We start from the raw sequence: 24,028 nt of genomic DNA, 5'->3' as shown, positions 1-24,028 counted from the left end.
CGGAAAAAATCCGTCAAATCGCGCGCGCGGTTCCGCTGTGGCAAATTCTTACCGAGACCGACAACCCTGGCGGGCTTCAATGGCTGAATGGCACGATGGGCATGCCGGCGATCGTCCTCGACGTGGTCGAGGAAATCGCCGCATTGAAACAAACGACGCCCGAAGCGGTCGCGCAAGCCGTCGAAGAGAATTTTCACCGTTTGATCGACGGCGACGCGGAGATAACGAAATTTTTCTGATTCCACCGCGGTCACGGACCGAAGCGGCTAAAATCCTTCCCGCTTGAGCCTCTTCTTCAGCTCCTTCGCCGTCACGCGATGCTTGAACGCCTTGCGGCCGTTGATGAAGAGGACCGGCACTTCGCTCCCGAATTTCTCCTTCAGCTCAGGCGCGGAATCGACGTCGATCTCCTCCACTCCGAGGGATCGGCCTTCCGCGGCTTCGCGGATGGCTGTCTTCATCTCGTCGCACAAGCAGCAATCCTTTCTGGTATAAAGCCGGATGTGAGCGCTCACGGCTGCTCGTCGGTCGGTTTCTCGTCCGGGGTCGGCTTCTGGTCGGTGTTTGGCTTCGGCTCGCCGGTCGTTGGCAGTCCGATGAGCCCTTTGGGAATGGCCAGCACGCCGAAAAAATATTCCGATAGGGTGCTGAGAGGCGCGGGCGTGATGCTCGGATCGTTGATCGGTCCTTTGACGTTGAAGCTTGCGACCAGGAAAACATTCTTAATGGCCGCGAGGCCCGTCCCGAGAATGGGGATGTAATTCGCCGCCGTGTCGATTCCTGGAAAGGGCCGCACGGTGATGACGAAGTTGACCTCGCCCTTGGGCCCGTCCAATTCTCCCGCGCCGGTGATTCTCAGGTCGTCGCCGTCGACGAAAAGATTCCGCGTCGAGTATACGCCTTGCGCGACTTTGACGTCGGCCGAGACGCTGCGGAAATAGATGCCCTCCTGATTGACGTTGGGCAGCCTGAGGGTGAACCAGCGGGAGAGATCGAGGAAACTCAAGATCCGCACCATCAGTTGAAAGCGGCGCGCGACCCCGTCTTCGATGCGCAGGCGGAAGGCGCCGTTCAAATTGCGCTTCCTCTCCGCGGCGGTCTTGCCGCTGAATTCGAGCTTGCCCGCGAGCTGCACCTTGCCGGTGATCTCGGTGGTTCCGATGTCGAACCAGCCGAGCAGGTCCCGCACCGGAACTCCCTTGACGTCCGGCTCGACGCGGAAGAGCTGCTTGTCCGGATGATCGTCGAAAGACCCGAGGCCTTCCACCGTGCCGCCTTGCGAGCGGGCGAAAAAATTCTCCAGGCGCCAAATCCGCCTTTCCAGGACCAGATCGCTCTTGAAATCGGTGAAGGAAAATTTTTCGTACCTGCCCTTGTCGAGGATGAGCTTCCCCCTGACCTGGAGACGGTCGTACCATTCTTGGTCCGGCGTAACGTGCCGCGGCAATAGGTAGGCGATATCCATCTCCAGCGCGCTCAAGCTGAAAAGCAGCATCGGCTTTTCGCCGTTGACCCAGCGCCCATTGAACGAAAAGGGGTAGCCGCCCGCCTGAGCTCTGATACCTTCCAGGTCGATCGTTTTCCCATCCAGATGCATTCTGCCATGGACCTCGGTGAACGGTTGGCTGAAAACCTTCAGCGGAATCTGAACTCCGACCAGCTCCAACGAGCCGGTGAGCTTTCTACTTTCCGGCGCGTTTAGAGATCCCTGATAGCGCACGGCGCCGCGGACGACGCCGGGGCTTTGCGGGGCGTCCAGCGAGAGCAGCAGGCGGAGCGCCTCGCTCGCTTTGAGGCCCGCAGAGTCCACCGCCAGATCGAAGGTTCCCTGATCCGCGGCGAAATTTTTGACCTCCAACCGGAGCTGGACCGGCGAACCGCTCAAGAGCGCCGTGGCTTGCTCGGCGCGGATTTCCGTCGGGGAAAACAACAGGTCTCCCTTGAGCTGCGAGAGCGCCGTTTCCCCTATGCGTGCATGGACGGCATCGAGCGAGGCGATCCCTTCGTATTCGTAAGACGAAGCGAAATCGGTCCTGACGGTGAGATCGAGCTTCGCGCCGCCGCCCAATTCTTGGACCGCGCCCATCATTTTGTCCGCGGCCGGCGGCAGGATGCCGAATCGTGTCATCTCCGAAAACTGCGCCAGCTCCGTGTCGCCCTTAATTCGAAGCTCCAGCTTCCCCGGGCCGGACAAAGCCCCGCGGTGGGTTCCGTTGATTTCCGTCAACCGGGATTGCCCGACGACTCCTTTGAAATTTTTGTACCTGAGTACGCCTTTCTCCAGGGCGATCTGTCCGCTGAAGCCGCTGAGCGGGAGCGGAGGGTCCGCGCCGAAGGCGCCGCCCGCCTCTCTGACCTGGGCCTCCAGCGAAAGGCGCTCCTCTTGTCCCGGCTCGAACAATCGCCTGAGCTCGGATATCTTTCCCGAAACGTCGGCCCGGGCAAATTTGATTTCGCCGTAACGGATCGAGGCCAAAAGATTTTCCAGCCGCGGCGAATTAAAAAGTTTTACCGGGACGAAATGGCGCGCGGCCGCAAGCGAAAGAAAAGGCGTCGTGAGATGAAGATCGACTTCCGGATCCCGCCCATCCGGGAAGTGAAGCGAACCCTGAAGAGCGAACGTGAGGTCGGCCGAGCGCACATCCGCGCGCTGGATGCGAAGCTCCCGCGGCTTCCAATCCAACGCCAGATCGATCCGCCCGTCGCCGAGCTTCAGCGCCGACGGAAAAATATTCCGCGCGTCGGCCTCCAGCCCCGCGAAGCGAACCTCTCCTTTGAGATGAGATCCTTCGGATAAATTTCCTTCCCAGCGAACGCGATAGGCGAGATCGCCGCGCGGGACCGCGTCCGCGAGCGGCCGGTCGTAATACTCCCACAAGAACGCGGCGGGCAAGTTTTCCGACTCGAGGTCGGCCTCGAGCCACGCCTTGCGGATGTCCAGCGGCGCTTCGGAAAAGAGCGCGCGGCCGGTCGCGGCCAAGTCGGCCTGCCGCTCGCTTCTGTCGACGATCGTTCTCAGCTTGAATCGAATCCCCTCCTGCGGCTGGCCTCCCGGACTTTTCAGCCGCAGCGCAAGTCCCAGCAAACCTTTCGTGCGCATGCGCTGAAGACTGAGATCGACTTCGTGAAAGCGCGTCGTGACCGCGTCTTTGCCCGCGAAATGATCGACGAAGGCGATGTCTCCCTTCTCGATTCTGATCTCTCTCAAGTCGATGGAAAACTCCGCCGCCTGTTGCCGGTGGAGGGACAAGTTGACGAGCGGGTCCAGCCAGGGCATCTTGCCCTGCTCGTCGCGGGCGACTTGAAGCCTGGGCTCATGGAGCCGCACGCCGTAGAAGACGAGCTTGCGTTCCAGCAGCGGCAGCAGAGCGACCCGGATCACGATCCTCGGCGCCGTGATCACCGGCCTGTCCTGTTCCGGTTCGCGCAGCGTAAAATCGTGGAAGGAGACTCCCACCACCCTGCCCATTTCCACCTCCGCCTCTCCCACTTCCACTTTGAGGCCGGTGTGTTGCTCGAACTCGCTGACGAGGAAGCGGCGCAGCTCGCCGACTTGAATCAAGTGGTAGAACGCGATCAGAGCGACCGCAAACGCCAGCAGCAGGCCCGCGCCGAGGAATGCGACGATCTTTAAAATTGTTTTCATCGAGCAAAAATCATGCTAAATGAAGTTCATCCCAGGCGCAAGCAGAGACACCGGACACCGCAGCGCGAAAGGAAGACGCGTCGCGGTCACCGGAGTTGACTTATTGTAAGGGGTCGTTAAACTTTCATCAGCGCGTTTATACAATCGGACAATTTTTGGCCCATCGATTGTCGGTACGGTTCGATGATGGCGTTCAATTTGGCAAGTCGGGGGATGATCAAGCCGCTGGGGTTCAGTCCCGATCAAAAAGATTCCGCGAGCATCGTTCACACGGTTTTCAACCTCTGATTTTCAGAGGATTCAGACGCACTCGCGGGGCGAGAGCGTAGGTTTTCTGTTGCTCCGCAAGGGAGCGAATCCGACGAAGTGATCTGAGATCGCGCGACGAGACGGCGTTTGACCGTGTCCGCGTCGAGAGACGGGAGGAGGAGCAGTAAGGATGCGTTTCTTGATCACCGGAGGGGCTGGTTTTGTCGGTTCTCATCTGACCGATGCGCTTTTGAAACGCGGCGACGAGGTAACGATCTTGGACGTGGCCTCGGATCTCAAAGTGCGGCATCAATTAGCCAATCCACGATTTCGCTACGTGCGCGATTCGGTTCTCAACAGCCAGATTTTGGAAGGGCTGATTTCCCGGTGCGACGTCGTCTATCACCTCGCCGCGGTGGTGGGCGTGGATCATTACGTGGGGGACCCCTATCAAGTCCTCAACGTCAACGTGAACGGGACCCAAAACGTGCTGACGGCGGCGTTCAAGGCGCGCAAGAAAGTCGTGTTCAGCTCCACGTCGGAGGTTTACGGAAAAAGTCCGGCGGTTCCGTTTACCGAGGACGGCGAGAGGGTGCTGGGGTCCACGAAGATCGACCGCTGGTGTTACTCGACCTCGAAGGCGGTGGGAGAGCACTTTTGCTTCGCCTTCGAAAAACTCGGGCTGCCGATCGTCGTGATCAGGTATTTCAACGTCTATGGGCCGAGACTGGACCGGGCGGACGCCGGAAGGGTGATGGCGATTTTTTTGGGACAACTCATGCGCGGCGCGCCGCTCACCGTGATCGGCGACGGCAAGCAGACGCGCTGCTTTACTTACGTGGACGACGCGATCCGGGCGACGGTGGCGGCGGGACTGAAAGAAGAGGCCGTGGGGCAGATCATCAATATCGGCTCCGACGAGGAAGTCAGCATCAACGAGCTAGCCGAGAAAATGATCCGCCTGTCGGGCTTGCCTTCCTCGGTGGTCTATATTCCCGAAGCCGAGGCGTACGGCGCGGGCTATGAAGATATCCGCCGGCGCGCGCCGGACATCGCCAGGATGCGCGAAATTCTCGGAGTCAGCCCGCGCTTCACGTTGGAGGAAGGACTTAAACGCACCATCGACTGGTTCTCGATGGAAGGAGCGAAGCCGGAATGGCTGGGGCAACGCGCCCGCGGCGGCGAACCGATGGCCTGAACTCATCGTGTTCGTTGCCGGCCGCGCGCGGCGCCGCCGTGAGGAGAAAATCGCCTTGACAGATTCAGGCTAACTTGTTAGGAGACAGCGAAGATCATTTCGCCGGGGGGAGGGAGCATGCTGGAGAGAGAAGAAGAGCTGTTGAACAGCAAAGAAGTCGCGGTCATCCTGGATCTCAGCCCCGACACGGTCAACGAGTTCGCGCGCAAAAACATTCTGCCCGGCTTCAAAAAGGGCAAACAGTGGCGCTTCAAGAAAAAAGACGTCTCCTCCTTTACCAAAAAACAAACAGCGATTCGGTTCGCCTGATCTCTTACGCCGGAAAATTCGCCGAGGTTCACGATGCCTGAGGTAGAAGCTCACGAAAGCAAACTCTACGCCGAGTTTGCGCCGCTATACGACAAAGTCTTTGGCAAGATGTTTTATTCCCGTCTAAGGCACGTCATCGAGGCCTTGGAGATTCCCCGCGGGGCGAAAGTCCTGGAAGTCGGCGCCGGCACCGGCACCTCGTTTCCGGCGTATCCGCGGCATTGCCAAGTGACCGGAATCGATCTCGCGCCGGATATGCTGGCCCGCGCCCAGGACAAGATCCTGGAAAACGGCTGGACTCACCTCAACGTGATGGAGATGAACGCGCTCGATTTGAAATTCCCCGACAACACCTTCGATTACGTGACGGCCTTCCACGTGGTGACCGTGGTGCCGGACCCGATCCGGATGATTCAGGAGGCCAAGCGGGTGTGCAAGCCCGGGGGAAAAATCGTGATCGTCAATCACTTCACCAGCACCTTTCCGCTCTTGGGGTTCCTCACGGAAACGCTCGATCCGGTGACCCGCCGGCTGGGCTGGAGCACCAAGCTGCGCTTGAGCCCGTTTATCGAACAGACCCAGCTCAAGGTCGAGATGATTTATAAACTCTCCAAGCTCTCCCTCTACACCGTTCTTCTCGGCACCAAGGAAACCGGCCGCCGTCCTTCTTAAGAATTTCTCTTTTGCATTTTAGCGCCCGCCGTTGAGCCGGCTGTGGCGCAATCGTCCGCCTGCGGGTTTCTTGACGGGCCGATGCGTGGGACAGGGACAATCAAGCGTAGCGAGGAGAAGCTTTAAGCATTGGTCGTTGAGCGTAATCAGATGTATCGCATCGGCCCGGAAAGAGACTCGCGGGCGGACGGATGGTCAATGGGATTTTTTCGGCAGGCGCTCAAGCGTTTTTTAATACGATTCCTTCCAGGACGTTGGCCACGTCTTCGCAGCGGTCGATCGCGTTCTCCAACGTGTCGTAGATCTCGTTCCATTTGATGACGTTGAGCGGATCGTTGGCGCCTTCGAAGAGCTTGGCCACGGCCGTGCGGCCGACATAGTCGCCTTCGTTCTCCAGGCGGTTGATCTCGGCGCAATGCTTCATCAGCGAATCCCCGCCTTTCAGCCGCCTGAGCTTGAAAACCGCCTGCTCGACTTCCTTGACCGCCTTGACGAGGATGCCGACGAGGAGCCTGGCTTCGTCGGTGGTCTGGCCGACTTTGAAGAGATGCAAGCGCGCCGCGCATGCCTCGATGTAGTCGAGCACGTCGTCGAGCGAGGTGATGAGCTTGTGGATGTCCTCGCGGTCGAGCGGGGTGATGAATGTGCGGTTCAGCATCTCGATCGTGTTGTGCGTGACCACGTCGCCTTCGTGCTCGGTGTCCTTGATCTGCTGCGCTCTGAGCGGCACGTCTCTGAAGTCTTCGATCAGCCCGGCCAGTTGGTCCGCCCCTTCGACGACTTTTTTCACCGCCGATTCGAAGCAGTCGTAGAATTTCTCATCGCTGGGCAAAAACCGCATCGACGCACTCTTCCCTTTCTTCAGCCCCGCCGTCGCAAAGAACGTCCCTCGGTCCGGCGCCAACGCGCGGGTTTCAACGCGGAAGTTCCTTGCCGTCGTCTTTCTTCGGCGCGCTTTCTTTGGCGGCGTCGTCCCCGTCGTCCCCGCTGACGCCTTTCTTGAAGTCGCGGATCGCCTTGCCCAAGCCGCTGCCGATCTGCGGCAGCTTCGACGGCCCGAACAAAACCAGCGCGATCACCAGGATGATCAAAAGCTCCTGAACGCCGAGTCCAAACATAAAACCTCCTTGACTGATTCGCCTCAAGCCCCGCCCCCGCCCTCTCCACTATAGCGCTCTCAGTTTTCGTGGCCACCATAGCAGATTTCGAGCGCACCTGTAAGCTCTATTGGAAAGAGTAAGAATACATTTGCAAATATCCAGGCCAGCGGCTAAGAAGGAACAACGCAGAACATCGCCAGGGATTTTCGACATGGCTTCTTTGAATCACGAGCTGGTACGGGAAATGATCCGCACGGGCACGCCCGATCGCGTCCTGCGGCTCATCGGCAAGAGCCATCCCGCCGACGTCGCGCCGCTGTTCAAGGGCCTGGAGCCGTCCGAGGCACGGCTGCTCTTCGACGTTCTTTTCTCCACGCGCAAAGCGGCCAAGACGCTTAAAGAGCTGTCCCCCGACCTGCTGACGGAAGTTCTCGGGCTGATCGACGACGAGAAACTCGGCCGGGTCATCTCGCGGGCGGACCCCGACGACGCGGTCACTTTCATCGCGAGCCTGCCCGAGGAGCGAAGAGAGAGAGTCCTCACCCACGTGGACCCGGAGCGGCGCGCCGGGTTCAATAAGATGATCAGCTATCCGGAGGGCACGGTCGGGAGAATCATGACGACCGACCTGCTCTCTCTCTCCCCCGACATCACCGCGCAGGGCGCGATCGACAAGATCCGCGAGCGCGGCGAGCTGGAAACTTTTTTTTATCTTTACGTGGTGGACGAGGCGGGAAAGCTCATCGGCGTCGTCCCGATCCGCAATCTCGTCGTCGCGCCGCCCGGCCGTCCGCTCAGAGACATGATGATCGCCGACCCGATCCGCGCCGAGGTCTCGGTCGATCAGGAAGAAGCGGCGCGCATCGTCTCCAAATACGATCTGCTCGCGCTGCCGATCGTGGATCGCGATGGACGGCTGCTCGGACTGATCACCGTGGACGACGTCATCGACGTCATCGCCGACGAAACGACGGAAGACATGTACAAAATGGCCGGGGTCGGCATCAAAGAGCGGGCGTTCAGCCCGCTCAGAGAATCCGCCGCGCGGAGAGTTCCCTGGCTCGGCTTCAACATGGTGTGGGCGTTTGCCGCCGCCTCGGTGATCAGCTTTTTCGAAAAAACCATCGGCCAGGTGCCGTCGCTCGCGATCTTTATGCCGATCATCGCCGGTCAGGCCGGCAGCGCCGGCATCCAAACGGCGACCGTGGTCGTCCGCTCGATGGCTCTGGGAGAGATCGAATCGACTAACCTCTCTCAGCTCCTGCGCAAGGAATGGGGCTTGGGGCTGATCAAAGGCACGCTTTTCGGCGGCGTGCTCGGGGTCGTCGCCTGGCTTTGGAAGGGCAACGCGACGCTGGGCCTGATAGCGGGCGTGGCGATGTTTCTCAACATGCTCGTGGCGGCGACCGCCGGGGTTCTCGTACCGACCGCGCTCAGAAAATTGGGATTCGATCCGGCGACCGTCGCCGGCGTGTTCGACACGATGCTCACCGATTTCATGGGATTTCTGATTTTTCTCGGACTCGCCACTCTCCTCATTCACTTCCTTACGTAATTCTTCGCCTCGGATGCGACCGCCGGAGGCGCCGGGCTCTTTCTCAAGATGAAGATCAGGCCGCCGATCAGGCTGTCCAACGCGACGATGATAAACCAGAGCAGGCCGAAAGCGATCGCCTTCTCCGAGCTGACGCCGACGCGTGTCAACAGAAAAAGATAGCCGCCCTCGCGGAGCCCGATTCCGTTGAGGCTCACCGGCAGAGCGCTGAACGTCCCCACCAACGGATAGATGATGAAGGCATAGGACCACGGGATCTCGGCGTCCAGGCTACTGCCGAGCAAAACGTGGATCCAGGACTGCAACACATGGACGATCAGAGAGAGCGCCATCGCCTGGACCAGGGCGCGCCAGTGGTGCCGGTAATTTTCCATGGCGAGGCGCAAAGCTCTTAGGATCCGGTTGTTCCGCCCTGCGAGCAGGCGGCTCAAGACGGGAAACGAGAAAAAGCCCAGGAGAAAGCCCAGCGCAATCGCGAACGTCACGTAGCGGATGGCCGAGGGAAGCGCGTAGCCCGGAAACGCGGCCACCGCTACGGCGCCGATCCAAATCAGCACCGCCATTCCCACGGCGCGATCCGCCAGCACGGAAACCGTGGCCGAGGCCAGCGGTCCCGCGGTTGTCCTCTCTTTAGCATCCGCGCCGTCGCGCGCGAGGTAAAAAACCCGTCCCACGTCGCCGCCGACGGTGCTCGGCGTAAACAGGCTGAAGAACATGCCGATGAAATAAATCGTGGCGAAATCTTTGTATGGATTGCGGAATCCCAGCGTCCGCGCCAGCAGCGCCCAGCGAAGCGAGCTCACGAACTGGCCGAAAAGGTAAATCACCAAGCCCGCGCCGATGTAGTAGAATTGCGCCGCGGAAAGCACGCGGAAAAAATGCATCAGGTCGATGCGCGAGAGAAAGAACGCGAGCAGCGCGAGGCTGACGCCGGCCTTCAGGAGAGTCGTGAGGGTGCGCTTCATAGGGAACCGATGCTCGGAAGCTTTTTCATTCCTTGATCGGAGGATGGACCAGCGCCTCGTCTTCGTCCTTTTTGAGCCCGTCGACGAAGACCTTGCGCCCGACCACGCGAAGCCTTCCTTCCGAGTAAAGCTGGATCGCGCGCGGATAGATCAGGTGCTCCTGCTTCAGGATGCGGGCGGAAAGCGACTCCTCGGTATCGTCGGGATAGACCGGCACGGCGGCCTGGATGATGATCGGCCCCTGATCGCACTCTTCGTCGACGAAGTGGACCGTGCAGCCTGCGAGCCGCACGCCGTACTCCGCCGCCTGCTTCTGGCCGTGCAGTCCGGGAAAAGCCGGGAGCAGAGCCGGATGAATGTTCATGATCCGGTTGGAATAAGCCTTGATCAAAACCGGCGAGAGCAGGCGCATGAATCCGGCCAGGACGACCAGCTCGACGCCGCGCTCGCGGAGAACGGCGACGAGCGCTTCGTCATACGCTTCGCGGCTGGAAAATTTCTTGTGGTCCAAGACCTCTGTCGGGATATCGTGATTTTTCGCCCGGACGAGGCCTTGGGCGTTCTTCCGGTTGCTGATGACCACGCGGATCGCGGCGTCCAGACGCTTCGCCTCGATGGCGTCGATGATCGCCTGAAGGTTCGTGCCGCCGCCGGAGATCAGCACGCCCAATGGAACTTGCCGCGCCATAGTTTTCAAGTGAGAAGCGAGTCGTGAGCAGTGAGCAGACCCGATCTACCCCGGCCCTCAGTGTCTCACTCGTCGCTAAACAACGCGAACTCCCCGCTCTCCTTTTCTGATCTCGCCGATGACGGCGTACGGCTCGGCCATTTTTTTCAGAGCGCGCTCGACGCCGCCGACTTCGTTCTTCCCCACCACGAGGATCATGCCGATGCCATTGTTGAACGTCCGGTCCATCTCAGCCTGAGAGACCGAGCCGAATCTCCGAATCAGCTCGAAGATCGGCGGAACGGTCCAACTGCGCCGCCGGATCCAGGCGCGCTTCCCTTCGGGCAAAACTCTCGGCAGGTTGCCGGGAATTCCCCCGCCGGTGATGTGCGCCAATCCCTTGATGGAATAGTCCCGCAGCAGTGAACGCACGCAGTTGACATAGATCCGCGTCGGCTCCAGCATTTCCTCTCCGAGCGTCCGGCCGAGCTCCGAGATGCGATCGCCGAGCCGGAGCCCTTTCGCCTCCAACAAAACCTTGCGCGCGAGAGAGTAACCGTTGCTGTGAAGCCCGCTCGACAACAGACCGATCAACGCATCGCCGGGAACGATCGATCGCGGCTTGGGAATCCTGTCTTTTTCCACGAGACCGACGGCGAAGCCGGCAAGATCGTACTCCCCTTGCGGAAAATCTCCGGGATGCTCGGCCGTTTCGCCGCCGATCAAAGTGCACCCGGCTTGCCGGCAGCCCTCGGCCATGCCGCGGATCGCCGCCGCGGCGATATTCACGTCGAGCTTACCGCAAACGAAATAATCGAGGAAAAAAAGCGGCTCGGCCGTTTGGGTCAGGATGTCGTTGACGCTCATCGCCACGAGGTCTATTCCGATTGTATCATGAATGCCGGTCATGAAAGCGATCTTGAGCTTCGTGCCGACGCCGTCGGTGGAGGATACGAGAACCGGATGGCGGTATTTCAAGCTCTTCAAATCAAACAGACCGCCGAAACCGCCGATGCCGGCGAGCAGCCCGGGCCGCGCGGTTTTCATCGCCGCGCCCTGAATGCGCCGGACGAGACGGTCGCCGGCGGCGATGTCCACGCCCGCCGACTTGTAAGTGAATCTTCTCTTTTTCGCCATGAATCGCTCGGAGCCGAATTTTACGCCGTCGAGCCGGCCGCGTCGGCAGACTTGCCGCCGGCCGACGCCAGCATTCCGCGGATCCGCAGAGTATAGCGCCCGAACTCAGCGCTGCTCATCATTTCGAGCGTGCGCGGCCTCGGCAGCTCGACCGCAACCTTCTCGATCACCTTGCCGGGGCGCGGCGACATCACGACGACGTCATCCGACAGGAAGACCGCCTCCTGAATGTTGTGCGTCACGAACAGCACGGTCATTTTATTTTCGTCGCATATGCGCAATAGCTCGAGATCCAGCTCGTCGCGCGTCATCGCGTCGAGCGCGCCGAACGGCTCGTCCATGAGCAGCATGCGCGGATCGGTCACCAGCGCGCGACAGAGGGATACCCGCTGCTGCATGCCGCCGGATAATTCGTAGGGAGGGGTCTCCTCGAAACCCTCCAGACCGACCAGCCGGATGAGCGAGTGCGCTTTCTCCAGATGGCCGGCGCGGTCGAGCTTGGCGAACTCGACCGGGAGCATGATGTTGGCCGCAACTGAGCGCCACTTGAGCAGCACGGGCGACTGGAAAACCATTCCGACGTTCTCCAGCGGCCCTGCGACCGTCTTGCCGCCGACCGCGATGCTTCCGGAGTTGGCCGGAACGAGACCGGAAATGATCTTCAGCAACGTGCTCTTACCGCAGCCGCTCGGTCCCACGATGGAGACAAAGCTGCCTTCGGAGACTTCGAACGAGACGCCGGCGAGAGCGCGAACGGTCTTGCCGCCGCGCTTAAAAATCTTTTGCACGTCTTCGACGACGATCAGCGGCGCCACGCAAACCCTGCGTAAAGGTTATGTCATTCTGAGCCGCAGGCGAAGAATCCTTCGACTTCGCTCAGGACAAGTCTTGAGATCCTTCACTTCGTTCAGGATGACGCGCGAGATCCGAGCCGCTCTCGTATCGCGGTTGCGATACCCGAGTGTCGATGACCACCCGTTTACGAGACTTCATCGCGCGTCACTTTTTGATGAACTGGTTAGTATAGACCTCCTCGACGGACACTTTTCTCCCGACGTCGAAAAACTCGTTGGTAGTCGCGACCGTCTTTTCCATGATGTCCGGCTTCATGTATCCGTAACCGGATTGGAGTGACTCCGGCGGTATGAAGACCTCCTCGACGGCGTTCTTCAGTTGTATTCGCGTCAGCTCGCGGTCGAGCTCGGGTTTCTGCTTGAGCAAAATCGCGAGCGCTTCGTCGGGACGTTCGCGCGAATATTTCAATCCTTCCATGGTTCCTTCGACGTAGGCGCGGATCACCTCGGGACGGCGCTTGACGTCCTCTTCCTTGACGATCAGCGAGCTGCCGTAAATATTGAGGCCGTTGTCTTTCATATAGACGCGCTTGAGCTTGATGCCCTGCTTGGCCGCGGCAAGCTCCGCGACCTCGTCGTTGGAGGCGCGGAACATCAGGATGAAATCCACTTTTCTGGCCGCCAGCGCCGCCGGCTGCAGCGCCGGCGCGGTCTCCTGAATCTTGATCGACTTGAAATCGATATTGTTCATGCGGCTGAAAGCGGGCATGAGGAACCACTGCGCCTGGCCCGGACTGATCGCCAACGATTTTCCTTCGAGATCTTTGAGACTCTTGATCGGCGTCTCCTCGCGCCACATGACCGTGGTCGCGACGTAGCCCAACTGCGCGACGGATTGGATCTGGCTCCCGCGCGAGCGCGCGACGATCGCCGTCGTCAGATCGGCGAAGCCGACGTCGGCGAGTCCGGCGGCGATGGCGCGGACGGTGTCCGCCGAGCCGGTGCCCGGCTGGATGGTCACCGCGAGTCCGCGCTTGGAGTAAAATCCCTTCTCCGCGGCGACGAACCACGGCGCGTGCTTGCCGCCGAGAATGAAGTCGAGACGAACGATGGCCGGCTTTTCGGCGCCGGCCGCCGAGCGACCGGAGACCGCAATGAATATGAACGCCAAGAGCAGCGCGGCGAATATCGAGATGCGGTTCTTCGTCAGCGTCATGGTTCCACCTCTTCGGCTAAAAAGAGCCCTCGATCTGCCGCACCTCGGCGCTCCACGGAACAATTTTCCGCTGCAGCACTTCGAGCGCCGTGATGAGAGCGAGAGAGAGCAGCGCGAGGATCAACAGAATCACCAGAGCGAAAGCGGTATCCAGGCTGTAGTTGGCCTGCAGGACCAAATATCCGAGGCCTTCGTTGGCGGCGACGAACTCGGCGACGATCGCCCCGGTCACCGAAAGAACCAGCGCGACCTTGACGCCGGCGAACATGTACGGCAAAGAATTCGGCAGGCGAATTTTTTTGAACACGTCCCAGGCCGAGCCGCGGTTGACGCGCGCCAGCTCCAACAATTCCGGCTCGACTTCCTTGAGTCCCATCACAGTGTTGATGACGATTGGGAAAAAGGCGACGAGAAACGCAATCGCCATCTTGGACAGTAGCCCGTAGCCGATCCAGATAACCATCAAAGGCGCAAAGGCGCTCTTCGGCATCGCGTAAAGAATGACGATGAGAGGATAGACGGTATTCTGGAGGTGGCGCGAATAAACCACGCCGACGGCGAAGCCGACGCCGAGGACCAAGGAGAGCGCGAAACCGCCCACCGCCTCGAGAAACGTGATCAGCGAGTGGCTGGCGAGGATGAAGAATTTAGCGGTGAAGGCGGCGTAGAGATCTCTCGGCGGCGGCAGGATGAAGGCCGGGACATGGACGACCTTCACCAAGATTTCCCAAAGCGCCAGCAGCGCGAGAAAAAACAACACCGGCTCGGCGACGTTCTTGAGAGAAAATTTCAAGTTTTTATCCCAGGCGGCGAATGTCCATGGAACTTAAAGGAAAGCCGCGTTAGAGTCAAGGAAACGGGAAAGTCTAAGGGTTGCAGGGTTTAAGGGTTAAACAAAATTAAAACCCTTTCAACCTTTCTTGAGCTGACTCTTTTCCAGCAGGGCCGAGCGCTTGAGCGAAATCATTTCCCTCTCCTGCGCCAGATGGCGCTCCACCGCGCCTCTGAATTTTGGATCGACGAGGTAGTGCATGCTCGTAGTCGGCTGCGGCTCCAGGCCGCGCAGTTGCTTGAAGCTGCCGCCGGCGCCGGCCTCGAAGCGGTTGAGCCCGTTCTTGATGCAATGGTCGATCGCGGCGTAGTAGCAAACGTTGAAATGAAGAAAAGGCTCTTCCTCGAAGGCGCCCCAGTAGCGGCCGTATAAGGCCGAATCTCCTCTTACGTTGAACGTTCCCGCGATCACGCGCGAGTCGCGCTCGGCGAAAATGAGGCAGAGGTGGGAGGCGAAGCGCCGTCCGATCTCATCGAAAAATTCCGGCGTCAAATACTGGCGGCCGTAATAAAGGGCGTCGACGTGCGTCTTGTAGAGCGCGAACATGGTGCGGAGATGATTTTGGCTCAATTCTTCTCCTTCCACGGCGCGGATCGCAATCCCGCGCTCGGCGATCGCGCGCCGCTCGCGTTTGATCTTGTTGCGCCGGTCGCTGCGAAAGGAGCCGAGGTAATCTTCGAAGGAGCCGTAGCCGCGGTTTTCCCAGTGAAACTGGAGTCCGACCCGCTGGACGAATCCGACCGCGGCCAACGCCCGCCGTTCGTGTTCCAGGCAGAAGTTGACGTGGACGGATGAAATCTTGTTGTCCTGCGCGATCCGCGCGAGCGATTGTCCCATGAGCCGGATCAGACTTAGCCTGTCCGCCCCGGCGGCCGTGAGAAAACGCGCGCCGGCGACCGGCGTGAAAGGGACACCGACCAGGAGCTTGGGATAGTAGGAAATGCCGAGGCGGTGCGCGAGCTCCGCCCACTCGTAGTCGAAGACGAACTCGCCCATGCTGTGGAGCTTGAGATACATGGGGCAGGCGCCGACGACCTCGCCGCCTTGCTCGACGATAAGATGATGGGGCAGCCAACCCGTCTCCTCCTCGATGCATCCCGTCTGCTCCAAAGCGTCAAGCCAGTCCCACTTCATGAAAGGCGAGTCGTGATTCAGCAATCGGTCCCAGTCTTCGCGCCTTACCTCGCTGATCTTACGGATAATTTTGATGGTAAGATTATTCGCCACGTCGCGTGAATTGTAGCATTAGTTCTCTTGCCGTAAAACTCAGGACGGGTTGACAAACGGGCCGAACGCACTTAAACCATAGGCCATGGTGATTTACGACTTGATCTGCGACCAAAATCACCGATTCGAAGGTTGGTTTTCTAACTTCGAAGGATACCAGCAGCAGGCCGCGAAAGGCCTCATCTCATGCCCTTCTTGCGGCACGACAGCGGTTGAAAAGCTGCCGCACGCGTGCGCCGTGCATGTGAAAAAAGAGAGCGACAGCACGGCGGCTGAAAAGACCGAAGCGCGACCTCCGGATCTTTCCGAAACCGATATGAGAGAGTTACTTATCCGGCTTCATCAATACGTCGAGAAGAATTTCGAAGACGTGGGCCCCCGCTTTGCCGAAGAAGCGCTCGCGATTTTTCACGGCGAGACCGAAGAGAGGCCGATTCACGGCTCGACCACTCCGGAAGAGCGCGAAGGCCTCGACGAAGAAGGCATCCCCTACGGCATTCTGCCCAAGCCTAAATTGGATAGTTGAATCACGCGCCGGCGCCGACTTTCCAGCACTGCCAAAAATACCGTATGTCATCCTGAGCCCTTCGGCTAAGCTCAGGATAAACTCCGCGAAGGATCTTGAGAGACTTGTCCTGAGCGAAGTCGAAGGATTCTTCGGCTTCGCCTCAGAATGACATTTCGGACTACTACGTTTTTTGAGCGAACAGCGAAGCACGAAAGCTCTTTTTCGCTTCCTGAAGGACTTGACCTTCTCGATAGTACAGCACGCGAAAGTCGCGGAAGAGCTCCAGCAGCTCGTTGTGGCCCAGCAAATAGGACGGATTGCGCGGATGGCCCAGGACCCGTTGATCGATCAGGAACGTCTCGAAGACGACGCGGCCGCCGGGCTTCAACGCAGTTTTCATTCTGGGAATCAGATCGCGCTGGAGAAAGTTGAAATTGACGACCAGATCGTAAGCCGCCGGCGCGATGTCCGCGCCGTCGAGGTCGGTCTCGATGAAGTTGATGTCCAGCGCCCTGGCTCGCGCAATCTTTCGCGCCTCCTCCAGGGCTACGGGCGAGATATCCATCGCATCGACCTGAAATCCGCGCTCGGCGAGCAGCAGCGCGTTCCTTCCCTTGCCGGTCGCGATTTCGAGCGCTCTGCCCGGTTGGATCGTCCACGACCGGCTGTCGAGGACCTCATGGAGAAAGGACGAAGGAGCGTCATGGCTATGGCGGCCGGCATGTTTCTCGTCCCACTTCTTTTGATCTTCCGTTCCCACGTGAACCCTTAAAAGCTTTGAACCGTGAAATCCGCTAGACCGTACGTGCCAGCGTCAGGACGGAAACTTCTTTCGCCCCGCCGCGCATCAGAGCGCGGCTGCATTCGTTCACGGTAGCGCCGGAGGTATACACGTCGTCGATCAGTAGGATCGCTTTTCCTTCAATGGATTTCTCAGAGTTGACGGAAAACGCGCGACGCATATTTTTCTTTCGCTCCTCCTCGTTAAGCTGGGTCTGCGGCGGCGTCTCGCGCGATCTAGCGAGCACGAACGGATCGACCGGGAGCTCCCACGCTTTACCGATCTCGCGGGCGAGGGCGACCGACTGATTGAAGCCGCGCCAGCGGAGCCTTTTCGGATGCAGCGGCACGGGCAAGATGACGTCGAGCGGGCGATCGTCGAACAGTCCGCGACAGTCGATCGCCATCACGCGGCCCAGCGGTTTTCCCAGCGACACCTTGCGGCCGTATTTGAAACGCTGCACGACTTCGCGCAGCGGATGTTCCTCGCCGTCTTCGGTGGGATAACAGGCCCAGGCGCGGGCGCGCGCGAAATGTGGGCGGCGCAGGAGACAGTTTCCGCACAGGTGGTCGTCTCCGCTCGTGTCGAGAAAGGGACGGCCGCAGGCGCTGCAGAAAGGATGGGTGACCAAACGGATTCGCCGGCGGCAGGAGCGACAAAAACAATCGCTCGCTTCAAAGACGGACTCGCGGCAAAAGCGGCAGCGCGGCGGGTAAAGCCAGTCGAGCCAACGTCCGAAACGCAAGGCTGAAGGATGAGGAATGAAGGATGAATTTTCCGCCTTCATCCTTTTGCCTTCATCCTTCCACGAAGAGCGGGCGGCCGGTCATCTCAGCCGGCTGAGGAATGCCAAACAACTTTAATATAGTGGGCGCGACGTCGATCGCTTTGCCGCGCCGGAGACGGCCGGACTCCAGCAAGTCGCCCACCAATATGACGGGAACGAGATTGGTGGTGTGCGCCGTATGAATCTGCCCGGTGTCGTAGTCGATCATCTGCTCCGCGTTGCCGTGGTCCGCGGTGACGATAACCCGGCCTTTGCGACGTAGCGCCGCCTGAACGACTTTGCCGATGCACTCGTCGACGACTTCGCAGGCACGCACCGCGGCCGCGAAATTTCCCGTGTGGCCGACCATGTCGGCGTTGGCGTAATTGAGGATCACCAGGCCGTAGCGGTCGGCCTCGATCTGCTCGATGAGCGACGCGGTAATCTCGTAGGCGCTCATGGCCGGCTTGAGATCGTAGGTTGGCACGTCTTTCACCGACGGAATCAGAAGCCGGTCTTCGAGGGGAAATTTCTTCTCCTCGCCGCCGTTGAAGAAATACGTGACGTGCGCGTATTTCTCGGTCTCGGCGATGCGCAGTTGCGGGATATGGTTCCGGCTCGCGACCTCTCCCAGGATATTCTTCAAGTCGCGCGGCGGAAACGCCGCCGGCAGGCCGAAGCTCCGGTCGTATTCCGTCATGGTGACGAAAGCGGAAAGCCGGATCCGCCGGTCGCGGCGAAATTCCGTGAAATCTTTTTGCGTCAAGGCGCGCGTCAACTGGCGGGCGCGGTCGGCCCTGAAGTTGAAGAAGATGACAGCGTCTTCGTCGCGGATCGCGCCTTCCGGCATGACGGACTCGATCACGGTGGGCAGGACAAACTCGTCCGTGACTCCGTCCTGATAACTTTTTTGAATCGAATCTTCGGCAGTGCGCGAGCGCACTCCGGCCCCCCCCACCATCGCGCGGTAAGCTTTCTCCGTGCGATCCCAGCGCTTGTCGCGGTCCATGGCGTAGTAGCGGCCGCTCACGGTGGCGATCTTGGCCGATGGATAGGATTTTGATTTTTCCGAAAGCTCGCGGAGAAATCCCTCGGCGCTCTTCGGCGGCGTGTCCCGGCCGTCCAAAAACAAATGGAGGTACGTTGCCGGGACCTTTTCCCTCGCCGCCAGCTCGATCAACGCCTCGAGATGACGCTGGTGGCTGTGGACGCCGCCGTCGCCCAGAAGCCCCATGAGGTGAAGCCTGCCGCCGGATTTTTTGACCGCATCCGCAGCGCCGCGAAGCACGGGGTTGGTGAAAAAGCTGCCGTCGTCGATCGCGCCGTGGATCAAGGTGAGATCCTGGTAGACGACGCGGCCCGCGCCGAGGTGCATGTGGCCGACCTCGGAGTTGCCCATCTGGCCATCGGGTAGACCCACGTCCAATCCGGAGATGGAAATCTCGGTCGACGGATAGGAAGCGGCGAGCGCGTCCATATTGGGTGTGGACGCCTGGGCGATGGCATTGCCTTCGCGGCGGGGATTGACGCCCCACCCGTCCAAGACGATCAGAATCAGAGGACGTTGATCGCGCACGATGTCTCTTCCCCTCCAAGAATAAATTCAGCCGGAGACGCAATCGATGGCTTCAAGCGGCGCTTTCAGACTACGACGGATGTTGCTCGCCCCGGATGCGAAATTGATTCACGAGAGTCGCGTAAGGCTCGGGCAGGTCCACGCGGGGAGCGTCGGCCCAAAGCGCTTCCAGATCGTAAAACTCGCGCACCGGCTCATAGAAGATATGCACGATGACATCGGAAAAATCCATCAAAACCCACTGTCCCCGTCCCGCACCCTCGACCGAGTGAGGACGCACGCCCATGCCGCGCAGACTGTCCTCGATCCCCTGCGCGATGCTCTGCACCTGCCGGTCCGAGCGGCCGGAGCAAACGATGAAATAATCGGCGATGGAGGTGAGGTCGCGGACCTCCATCAACACCAGATCGTAGGCCTTCTTCTCCAGCGCGAAGCGGCTGGCGAGCAGCGCCTTATCCCACGAGCCGATTTCCGCCAAATCCGTTCTTGCGCCTCCTCGCGCGCCGATAGAGCCCTCTTCGCTTAATATAGCTCTCAACCTCCGGCGGGACCAGATAGCGGATGGATTTTCCCGCCTTCACTTGGGCCCGAATCTCGGAAGCTGAAATAGCGATGTCGGTCAATTTAAAAAAATGAAGCCGTGTGCCGCTCTTGTGCCGATAGGAGTTTGTTTTCGAATCATAACAAAACGATTTTCGCGCGGCAACGGGAATATCGCCGAGCGCGCGCAAGTCCTTGCATTTCGGCCGCGACGTGGTGATGAAATGGCTGAGAGAAAAAAGCTCCTGAAAATCCTTCCACGAGCCGATCTCACGAAAAGCGTCCATACCGAGGATAAAATAAAGCGCGTCGTTCCGCCCGAGCTTGCCGGCAAAATGACGCAGCGTATCGATGGAGTAGGATTTTCCCGGACGCGCGATCTCCACGTCGGAGACGGCAAAGTCGGGATGACTCGCGGTCGCAAGCCGCGTCATCGCAAGTCGATCGCCCGCATCGCTGGCGTCTTTCCTTTCCTTGTGCGGCGGAATCGACGAGGGAATGAAGAGAATCCGGTCGAGGCGAAAGGCTTCGCGGACTTCCTCCGCGCTGCGCAGATGGCCCCAGTGGATCGGGTCAAACGTGCCGCCGAAGAGACCGATCTTCATAGTCTCCGAGTCTCGGTCTTGAAGCCGTTCAGAAACGTCCCAGCTACGAGACGCGCGAAGGTCCGCGAGCGGAGGCGTACCCTTTTAGTACGTTGACGCGAAGCGGATCGAGCGCAACGAAGTAGATGGGCGTTTATGGACGGCTTTCTCATTCGCGGATCTGCCCGTCGCCATGGACTATGAATTTGGTGGTGGTCAGCTCTTCCAGCCCCATCGGGCCGAAGGCGTGAATCTTGCTCGTGCTGATGCCCATCTCCGCGCCGAGGCCCAGCTCGCCGCCGTCGTTGAAGCGCGTCGAAGCGTTGACGAGAACGACCGAGGAATCGACCCGGTCGAGAAATTCCTTGGCCTTGTTCTCGTTCGCGGTCACGATCGTTTCCGTGTGCTGCGAGCCGTAGCGTTCGATGTGGTCGATCGCGGCGTCCATGTCTTTCACCACTCGGACCGAGAGAATCAGGTCGAGATACTCCGTCGTCCAGTCTTTTTTGCTCGCCGCTTTTACGCCGGACACGACGGCGCGCGTCTTCTCGCAGCCGCGCACTTCGACGCCCGCAGCCTGGAGCTTGGCGATCACCGGAGGCAGAAAGGCCGCGGCTACTTTTTCGTGCACGAGCATCGTTTCCATCGCGTTGCATACCGCGGGCCGCTGCACCTTGGCGTTGAGGCAGATGCGCTCGGCCATCTCCAGCGACGCTTCATCGTCCACGTATACGTGGCACACGCCCTTGTAATGCTTGATGACGGGGATGCGCGAATTCGCGACCACGGCGCGGATAAGCTCTTCGCCGCCGCGCGGAATGATGAGATCGATGTGCTCTTCGAGCTGGAGCAGCTCTTGAACCAGGTTCCGGTCCTTCGACTCCGCGACCTGGATCGCCGCTTGCGGCACGGCCGTCCCGGCCAAGGCCTCGCGCAAAACGCCGCCGATGGCCCGGTTGGAAAAATGCGCCTCGCTGCCGCCGCGTAAGATGACCGCGTTGCCGGACTTGACGCAGAGCGCCGCCGCGTCGGCCGTGACGTTGGGCCTGGCTTCGTAGATGATCGCGATCACGCCCAGCGGGATGCGCACGCGCTTCACTTGAAGACCATTCGGGCGCCGCCACGACTTGACGATCTCGCCCACGGGATCGGGCAGCACCGCGATATCGCGGAGACCTTTGGCCATCGCCTGGACACGGGCGGGGTTGAGCGCGATGCGGTCAAGCAGCGCGCTCGAAACTCCGCCCTTCCGCGCAAGATCCAAATCTTTCTGGTTTTCTTGTAGAAGAAACTCACTCTGCCGCTCGATCTCTTCCGCCATATTTAGCAGCGCCCGGTTTTTTTCCGCTGTCGATACCCGAGCAAGCTGCCGCGCCGCTTCCTTGGCGTTCTTTCCCAGCAGCATCGCCCCGTCTCGGAGTGACATTTTTCCTTTCAGTTGCGCGCTTTTATCTTTTGGTTTCTTACTCGCGCCTGTCGCCTCTCGCCTCAGGCCTTTCATAGCAGCACCAAATCATCCCGGTGGATGATCTCGTCGTAAACCTTATATCCCAAAACTTTTTCGATCTTGCTCGTGTGCAAACCTTTGATCTGCTCCAATTCCTGCGCGCTGTAATTGACCAGGCCGCGCGCGACTTCCCGCCCCTGCAAATCGAGACAGCGCACGCATTCGCCGACGCCGAACGACCCGTGAATATTTTTAAGCCCCGACGGGAGCAGGCTCCGGCCCTTGTGCACCAGCGCCTCGACCGCTCCTTCGTCGAGCACGATCTCGCCCGCCGGCTTGAGATTGTAGGCGATCCAGTGTTTGCGGTTCGCCAGACGGTTCCCGTCGGGAACGACACACGTGCCGCTTTCCTCCTCGGGGTCGAAAATCTTGCCGAGAACCTCCGGCGCCATCCCGCTCGCGATCAAGGTCGGAATCCCGGCGGCGGCGGCCTTCTCCGCCGCATCGATCTTAGTGGCGATGCCGCCGGTGCCGTACTGGCTTTGGCTTTTGCCCGCGAGCTTCGTTTTGGCGGTTTTAATATTATCGATGACGGAGATCAACTCCGCGTTGGAGTCGAGCCGGGGATCGCGATCGTAGACTCCGGCGACGTCGCTGAGAATGATCAGTAAATCGGCTTCGAGCAAAGTCGCCACCAGCGCCGAGAGATGATCGTTGTCGCCGAACTTCATCTCCTCGACCGCAACCGTGTCGTTTTCGTTGACGACCGGAATGATCGACAGATCGAGAAGAGTCAGCAGCGTGTGCTTGGCGTTGATATAGCGCCGGCGGTTGGCGAGGTCTTCGTGCGTGAGCAGCACCTGCGCCACGCTCTTGTCGAAGCGCGAGAAATGTTTTTCGTAGAGCGCCATCAGCTTGATCTGCCCCACGGCCGCGAGCGCCTGCTTCTGCGGAATCGTCTTCGGCTTCTCTTTGAGCCCGAGGCGCGTCATGCCGGAAGCCACCGCGCCGGAGCTTACGATGATCAGCTCCTTGCCCCGTCCATGCAGCTCGGCCAATTCCCGCACCAGCCCCTTGATTCTCCCCTCCTCGATGCCTTCCGGCGACGAGAGAACCTGGCTGCCGATCTTGACGACGACGCGGCGGCAGCGGCGCAAGATTTGTTTTTTAAATTCCCGCTGCAGCACGATCGCCGCTCTCCTTCCTTTCTTCCAATGTTCTGGAAATCGACATGACCAGCTCGCGCAAACCTTCGCGCGTCGCCGCGGAGATCGCGAGAAAAGGAACCGAAATGGCCGCGAACTTCTCTTTCAACAATGCAGCCGCCTCTCTCGCCTCCGGCAGATCGACCTTGTTCGCCGCAACGATTTGCGGTTTCGCCGCCAGCGCCGGATCGAAAAGCTCGAGCTCGCGATTGATCGCGCGCCAATCGTTCAGCGGGTCGTCTGCCGTAATGCGCGAAGCGTCGAGAAGATGGATCAATACGCTCGTCCTGCTCACGTGCTTGAGAAACTTGTGTCCGAGTCCTTCCCCTCGGTGGGCGCCTTCGATCAGTCCCGGAATGTCGGCAATGACAAAACTCTTTCCTTCGCCGTAGCTCACCACGCCCAGGTTGGGAACCAGAGTCGTGAACGGATAGTCGGCGATCTTCGGCCGCGCCGCCGAGATGGCGGCGATCAGCGTGGACTTTCCCGCGTTCGGGAGTCCGATGATTCCCACGTCGGCCAAAAGTCTCAACTCCACGTCGAGCACGCGCTCTTCGCCGGGCAGTCCGGGCTGGACCTTGCGCGGGCTGCGATTGGTCGAAGAGACGAAGCGTGCGTTTCCTCTTCCGCCCTTGCCGCCGCGCGCAATCACGGCGCGCTGCCCCGGCGCGCTCAGATCCACCAGCAGCTCGCCGCTCTCCGCGTCGCGAATCGTCGTCCCGACGGGGACCGGAATGATTTTTTCCTCACCGCGCTTTCCGTGCTGGTCCTTTCCCTTGCCGTGGACACCTCGGCCGGCGCGATAAAGCCTCTGATAGCGGAGATCCAAGAGCGTGGTGAGCTGCGGGTCCGCGACCGCCACGACATCGCCGCCGTTGCCGCCGTCGCCGCCGTCCGGCCCGCCGCGCGGGACGAATTTTTCCCGGCGAAAGCTCATACACCCCCGCCCGCCGTGCCCGGCCTCTACCTCAATTCTTACCTCATCAATAAACTTCATGGCTCATCTAACCCTTACTTGTTATGCATAGATTAACACAAACCGATCGATCAATGT

25 protein-coding genes are annotated in these 24,028 nt (G+C 59.9%); 6 read left to right on the top strand and 19 right to left on the bottom strand.

Annotated features, from left to right (window positions below):
- The coding region (locus VGL70_10810; protein HEY3304011.1) for a TatD family hydrolase at positions 1–239 on the top strand (239 nt) is incomplete at its 5' end.
- Positions 240–266: 27 nt separating this feature from the next.
- Here VGL70_10810 and VGL70_10805 read toward each other — a convergent pair.
- Together VGL70_10805 and VGL70_10800 are read right to left on the bottom strand one after the other, a co-directional pair.
- Positions 267–515, bottom strand: coding sequence for a glutaredoxin family protein (locus VGL70_10805; protein ID HEY3304010.1), 249 nt, complete (start codon positions 513–515; stop codon positions 267–269).
- Complete coding sequence (locus VGL70_10800) at positions 512–3,646, bottom strand: AsmA-like C-terminal domain-containing protein (protein HEY3304009.1); 3,135 nt, start codon at positions 3,644–3,646, stop codon at positions 512–514. The genes VGL70_10805 and VGL70_10800 overlap by 4 nt, the downstream gene beginning before the upstream one ends.
- Positions 3,647–4,085: 439 nt before the next feature.
- Between VGL70_10800 and VGL70_10795 the strand changes: the two genes are divergently transcribed.
- From VGL70_10795 to VGL70_10785, 3 genes are all read left to right on the top strand, one after another.
- The gene (locus tag VGL70_10795) at positions 4,086–5,093 is read left to right on the top strand and encodes an NAD-dependent epimerase/dehydratase family protein (GenBank protein HEY3304008.1); all 1,008 of its coding nucleotides are present in this window, start codon (positions 4,086–4,088) and stop codon (positions 5,091–5,093) included.
- A gap of 117 nt (positions 5,094–5,210) precedes the next feature.
- Positions 5,211–5,402 carry a helix-turn-helix domain-containing protein gene (locus tag VGL70_10790; GenBank protein HEY3304007.1) on the top strand — a complete coding sequence of 64 codons (192 nt, stop codon included), beginning with the start codon at positions 5,211–5,213 and terminating at the stop codon, positions 5,400–5,402.
- Positions 5,403–5,435: 33 nt separating this feature from the next.
- Positions 5,436–6,074 carry a methyltransferase domain-containing protein gene (locus VGL70_10785; GenBank protein ID HEY3304006.1) on the top strand — a complete coding sequence of 213 codons (639 nt, stop codon included), beginning with the start codon at positions 5,436–5,438 and terminating at the stop codon, positions 6,072–6,074.
- Between the two features lie 220 nt (positions 6,075–6,294).
- On the opposite strand, the gene VGL70_10780 is transcribed toward VGL70_10785, so the two are convergent.
- Both VGL70_10780 and VGL70_10775 read right to left on the bottom strand, forming a co-directional pair.
- A complete protein-coding gene (locus VGL70_10780; GenBank protein ID HEY3304005.1) occupies positions 6,295–6,915 on the bottom strand; it encodes a DUF47 domain-containing protein in 621 nt (206 codons plus the stop codon).
- 73 nt (positions 6,916–6,988) lie between these two features.
- Positions 6,989–7,192 carry a twin-arginine translocase TatA/TatE family subunit gene (locus VGL70_10775; protein HEY3304004.1) on the bottom strand — a complete coding sequence of 68 codons (204 nt, stop codon included), beginning with the start codon at positions 7,190–7,192 and terminating at the stop codon, positions 6,989–6,991.
- Positions 7,193–7,385: 193 nt separating this feature from the next.
- Here VGL70_10775 and mgtE point away from each other — a divergent pair, with 193 nt between their 5' ends.
- Positions 7,386–8,729 (top strand): magnesium transporter, encoded by a 1,344-nt coding sequence (gene mgtE, locus VGL70_10770; protein HEY3304003.1) that lies wholly within the window; start codon positions 7,386–7,388, stop codon positions 8,727–8,729.
- Here mgtE and VGL70_10765 read toward each other — a convergent pair.
- The 7 genes from VGL70_10765 to VGL70_10735 all read right to left on the bottom strand — a co-directional run bounded on the left by VGL70_10765 (position 8,714) and on the right by VGL70_10735 (position 15,567).
- A complete protein-coding gene (locus VGL70_10765; GenBank protein ID HEY3304002.1) occupies positions 8,714–9,694 on the bottom strand; it encodes a lysylphosphatidylglycerol synthase transmembrane domain-containing protein in 981 nt (326 codons plus the stop codon). The genes mgtE and VGL70_10765 overlap by 16 nt on opposite strands.
- Positions 9,695–9,719: 25 nt before the next feature.
- The gene (gene purN / locus VGL70_10760; protein HEY3304001.1) at positions 9,720–10,382 is read right to left on the bottom strand and encodes a phosphoribosylglycinamide formyltransferase; all 663 of its coding nucleotides are present in this window, start codon (positions 10,380–10,382) and stop codon (positions 9,720–9,722) included.
- Between the two features lie 75 nt (positions 10,383–10,457).
- The gene (purM, locus tag VGL70_10755; protein ID HEY3304000.1) at positions 10,458–11,498 is read right to left on the bottom strand and encodes a phosphoribosylformylglycinamidine cyclo-ligase; all 1,041 of its coding nucleotides are present in this window, start codon (positions 11,496–11,498) and stop codon (positions 10,458–10,460) included.
- 20 nt (positions 11,499–11,518) lie between these two features.
- Positions 11,519–12,313, bottom strand: a complete 795-nt coding sequence (locus tag VGL70_10750) for an ABC transporter ATP-binding protein (GenBank protein HEY3303999.1) — start codon at positions 12,311–12,313, stop codon at positions 11,519–11,521.
- Between the two features lie 184 nt (positions 12,314–12,497).
- Positions 12,498–13,508 (bottom strand): ABC transporter substrate-binding protein, encoded by a 1,011-nt coding sequence (locus tag VGL70_10745; GenBank protein ID HEY3303998.1) that lies wholly within the window; start codon positions 13,506–13,508, stop codon positions 12,498–12,500.
- A 16-nt stretch (positions 13,509–13,524) separates the two neighbouring features.
- On the bottom strand, positions 13,525–14,301 hold the full coding sequence (locus VGL70_10740; GenBank protein HEY3303997.1) for an ABC transporter permease: 777 nt from the start codon (positions 14,299–14,301) through the stop codon (positions 13,525–13,527).
- A gap of 117 nt (positions 14,302–14,418) precedes the next feature.
- Positions 14,419–15,567 (bottom strand): GNAT family N-acetyltransferase, encoded by a 1,149-nt coding sequence (locus tag VGL70_10735; protein ID HEY3303996.1) that lies wholly within the window; start codon positions 15,565–15,567, stop codon positions 14,419–14,421.
- Between the two features lie 85 nt (positions 15,568–15,652).
- Here VGL70_10735 and VGL70_10730 point away from each other — a divergent pair, with 85 nt between their 5' ends.
- Positions 15,653–16,093, top strand: coding sequence for a DUF1178 family protein (locus VGL70_10730; GenBank protein HEY3303995.1), 441 nt, complete (start codon positions 15,653–15,655; stop codon positions 16,091–16,093).
- A 163-nt stretch (positions 16,094–16,256) separates the two neighbouring features.
- Here VGL70_10730 and VGL70_10725 read toward each other — a convergent pair whose 3' ends face one another.
- The 8 genes from VGL70_10725 to obgE all read right to left on the bottom strand — a co-directional run bounded on the left by VGL70_10725 (position 16,257) and on the right by obgE (position 23,971).
- Positions 16,257–16,835 carry a methyltransferase domain-containing protein gene (locus tag VGL70_10725; protein HEY3303994.1) on the bottom strand — a complete coding sequence of 193 codons (579 nt, stop codon included), beginning with the start codon at positions 16,833–16,835 and terminating at the stop codon, positions 16,257–16,259.
- 34 nt (positions 16,836–16,869) lie between these two features.
- Positions 16,870–17,643 (bottom strand): ComF family protein, encoded by a 774-nt coding sequence (locus VGL70_10720; protein ID HEY3303993.1) that lies wholly within the window; start codon positions 17,641–17,643, stop codon positions 16,870–16,872.
- Between the two features lie 10 nt (positions 17,644–17,653).
- Positions 17,654–19,198, bottom strand: coding sequence for a 2,3-bisphosphoglycerate-independent phosphoglycerate mutase (gene gpmI / locus VGL70_10715; GenBank protein HEY3303992.1), 1,545 nt, complete (start codon positions 19,196–19,198; stop codon positions 17,654–17,656).
- 70 nt (positions 19,199–19,268) lie between these two features.
- Entirely contained in the window at positions 19,269–19,676 is a 408-nt protein-coding gene (rsfS, locus tag VGL70_10710) for a ribosome silencing factor (protein ID HEY3303991.1), read from the bottom strand.
- Positions 19,651–20,343: a nicotinate-nucleotide adenylyltransferase gene (gene nadD, locus VGL70_10705; protein ID HEY3303990.1), complete on the bottom strand. Its 693-nt coding sequence runs from the start codon at positions 20,341–20,343 to the stop codon at positions 19,651–19,653. Before nadD ends, rsfS begins: the two co-directional genes overlap by 26 nt.
- A gap of 148 nt (positions 20,344–20,491) precedes the next feature.
- Entirely contained in the window at positions 20,492–21,748 is a 1,257-nt protein-coding gene (locus tag VGL70_10700) for a glutamate-5-semialdehyde dehydrogenase (GenBank protein ID HEY3303989.1), read from the bottom strand.
- A 71-nt stretch (positions 21,749–21,819) separates the two neighbouring features.
- On the bottom strand, positions 21,820–22,953 hold the full coding sequence (gene proB, locus VGL70_10695; protein ID HEY3303988.1) for a glutamate 5-kinase: 1,134 nt from the start codon (positions 22,951–22,953) through the stop codon (positions 21,820–21,822).
- Positions 22,937–23,971 (bottom strand): GTPase ObgE, encoded by a 1,035-nt coding sequence (gene obgE / locus VGL70_10690; protein HEY3303987.1) that lies wholly within the window; start codon positions 23,969–23,971, stop codon positions 22,937–22,939. Before obgE ends, proB begins: the two co-directional genes overlap by 17 nt.
- Positions 23,972–24,028 lie beyond the last annotated feature (57 nt).

The organism is Candidatus Binatia bacterium (genome assembly GCA_036504975.1).
Lineage (GTDB): Bacteria > Desulfobacterota > Binatia > UBA9968 > UBA9968 > JAJPJQ01.
The sequence above is the reverse complement of the archived record's forward strand: the minus strand, read 5'-3'. Positions and strand labels throughout refer to the sequence as shown.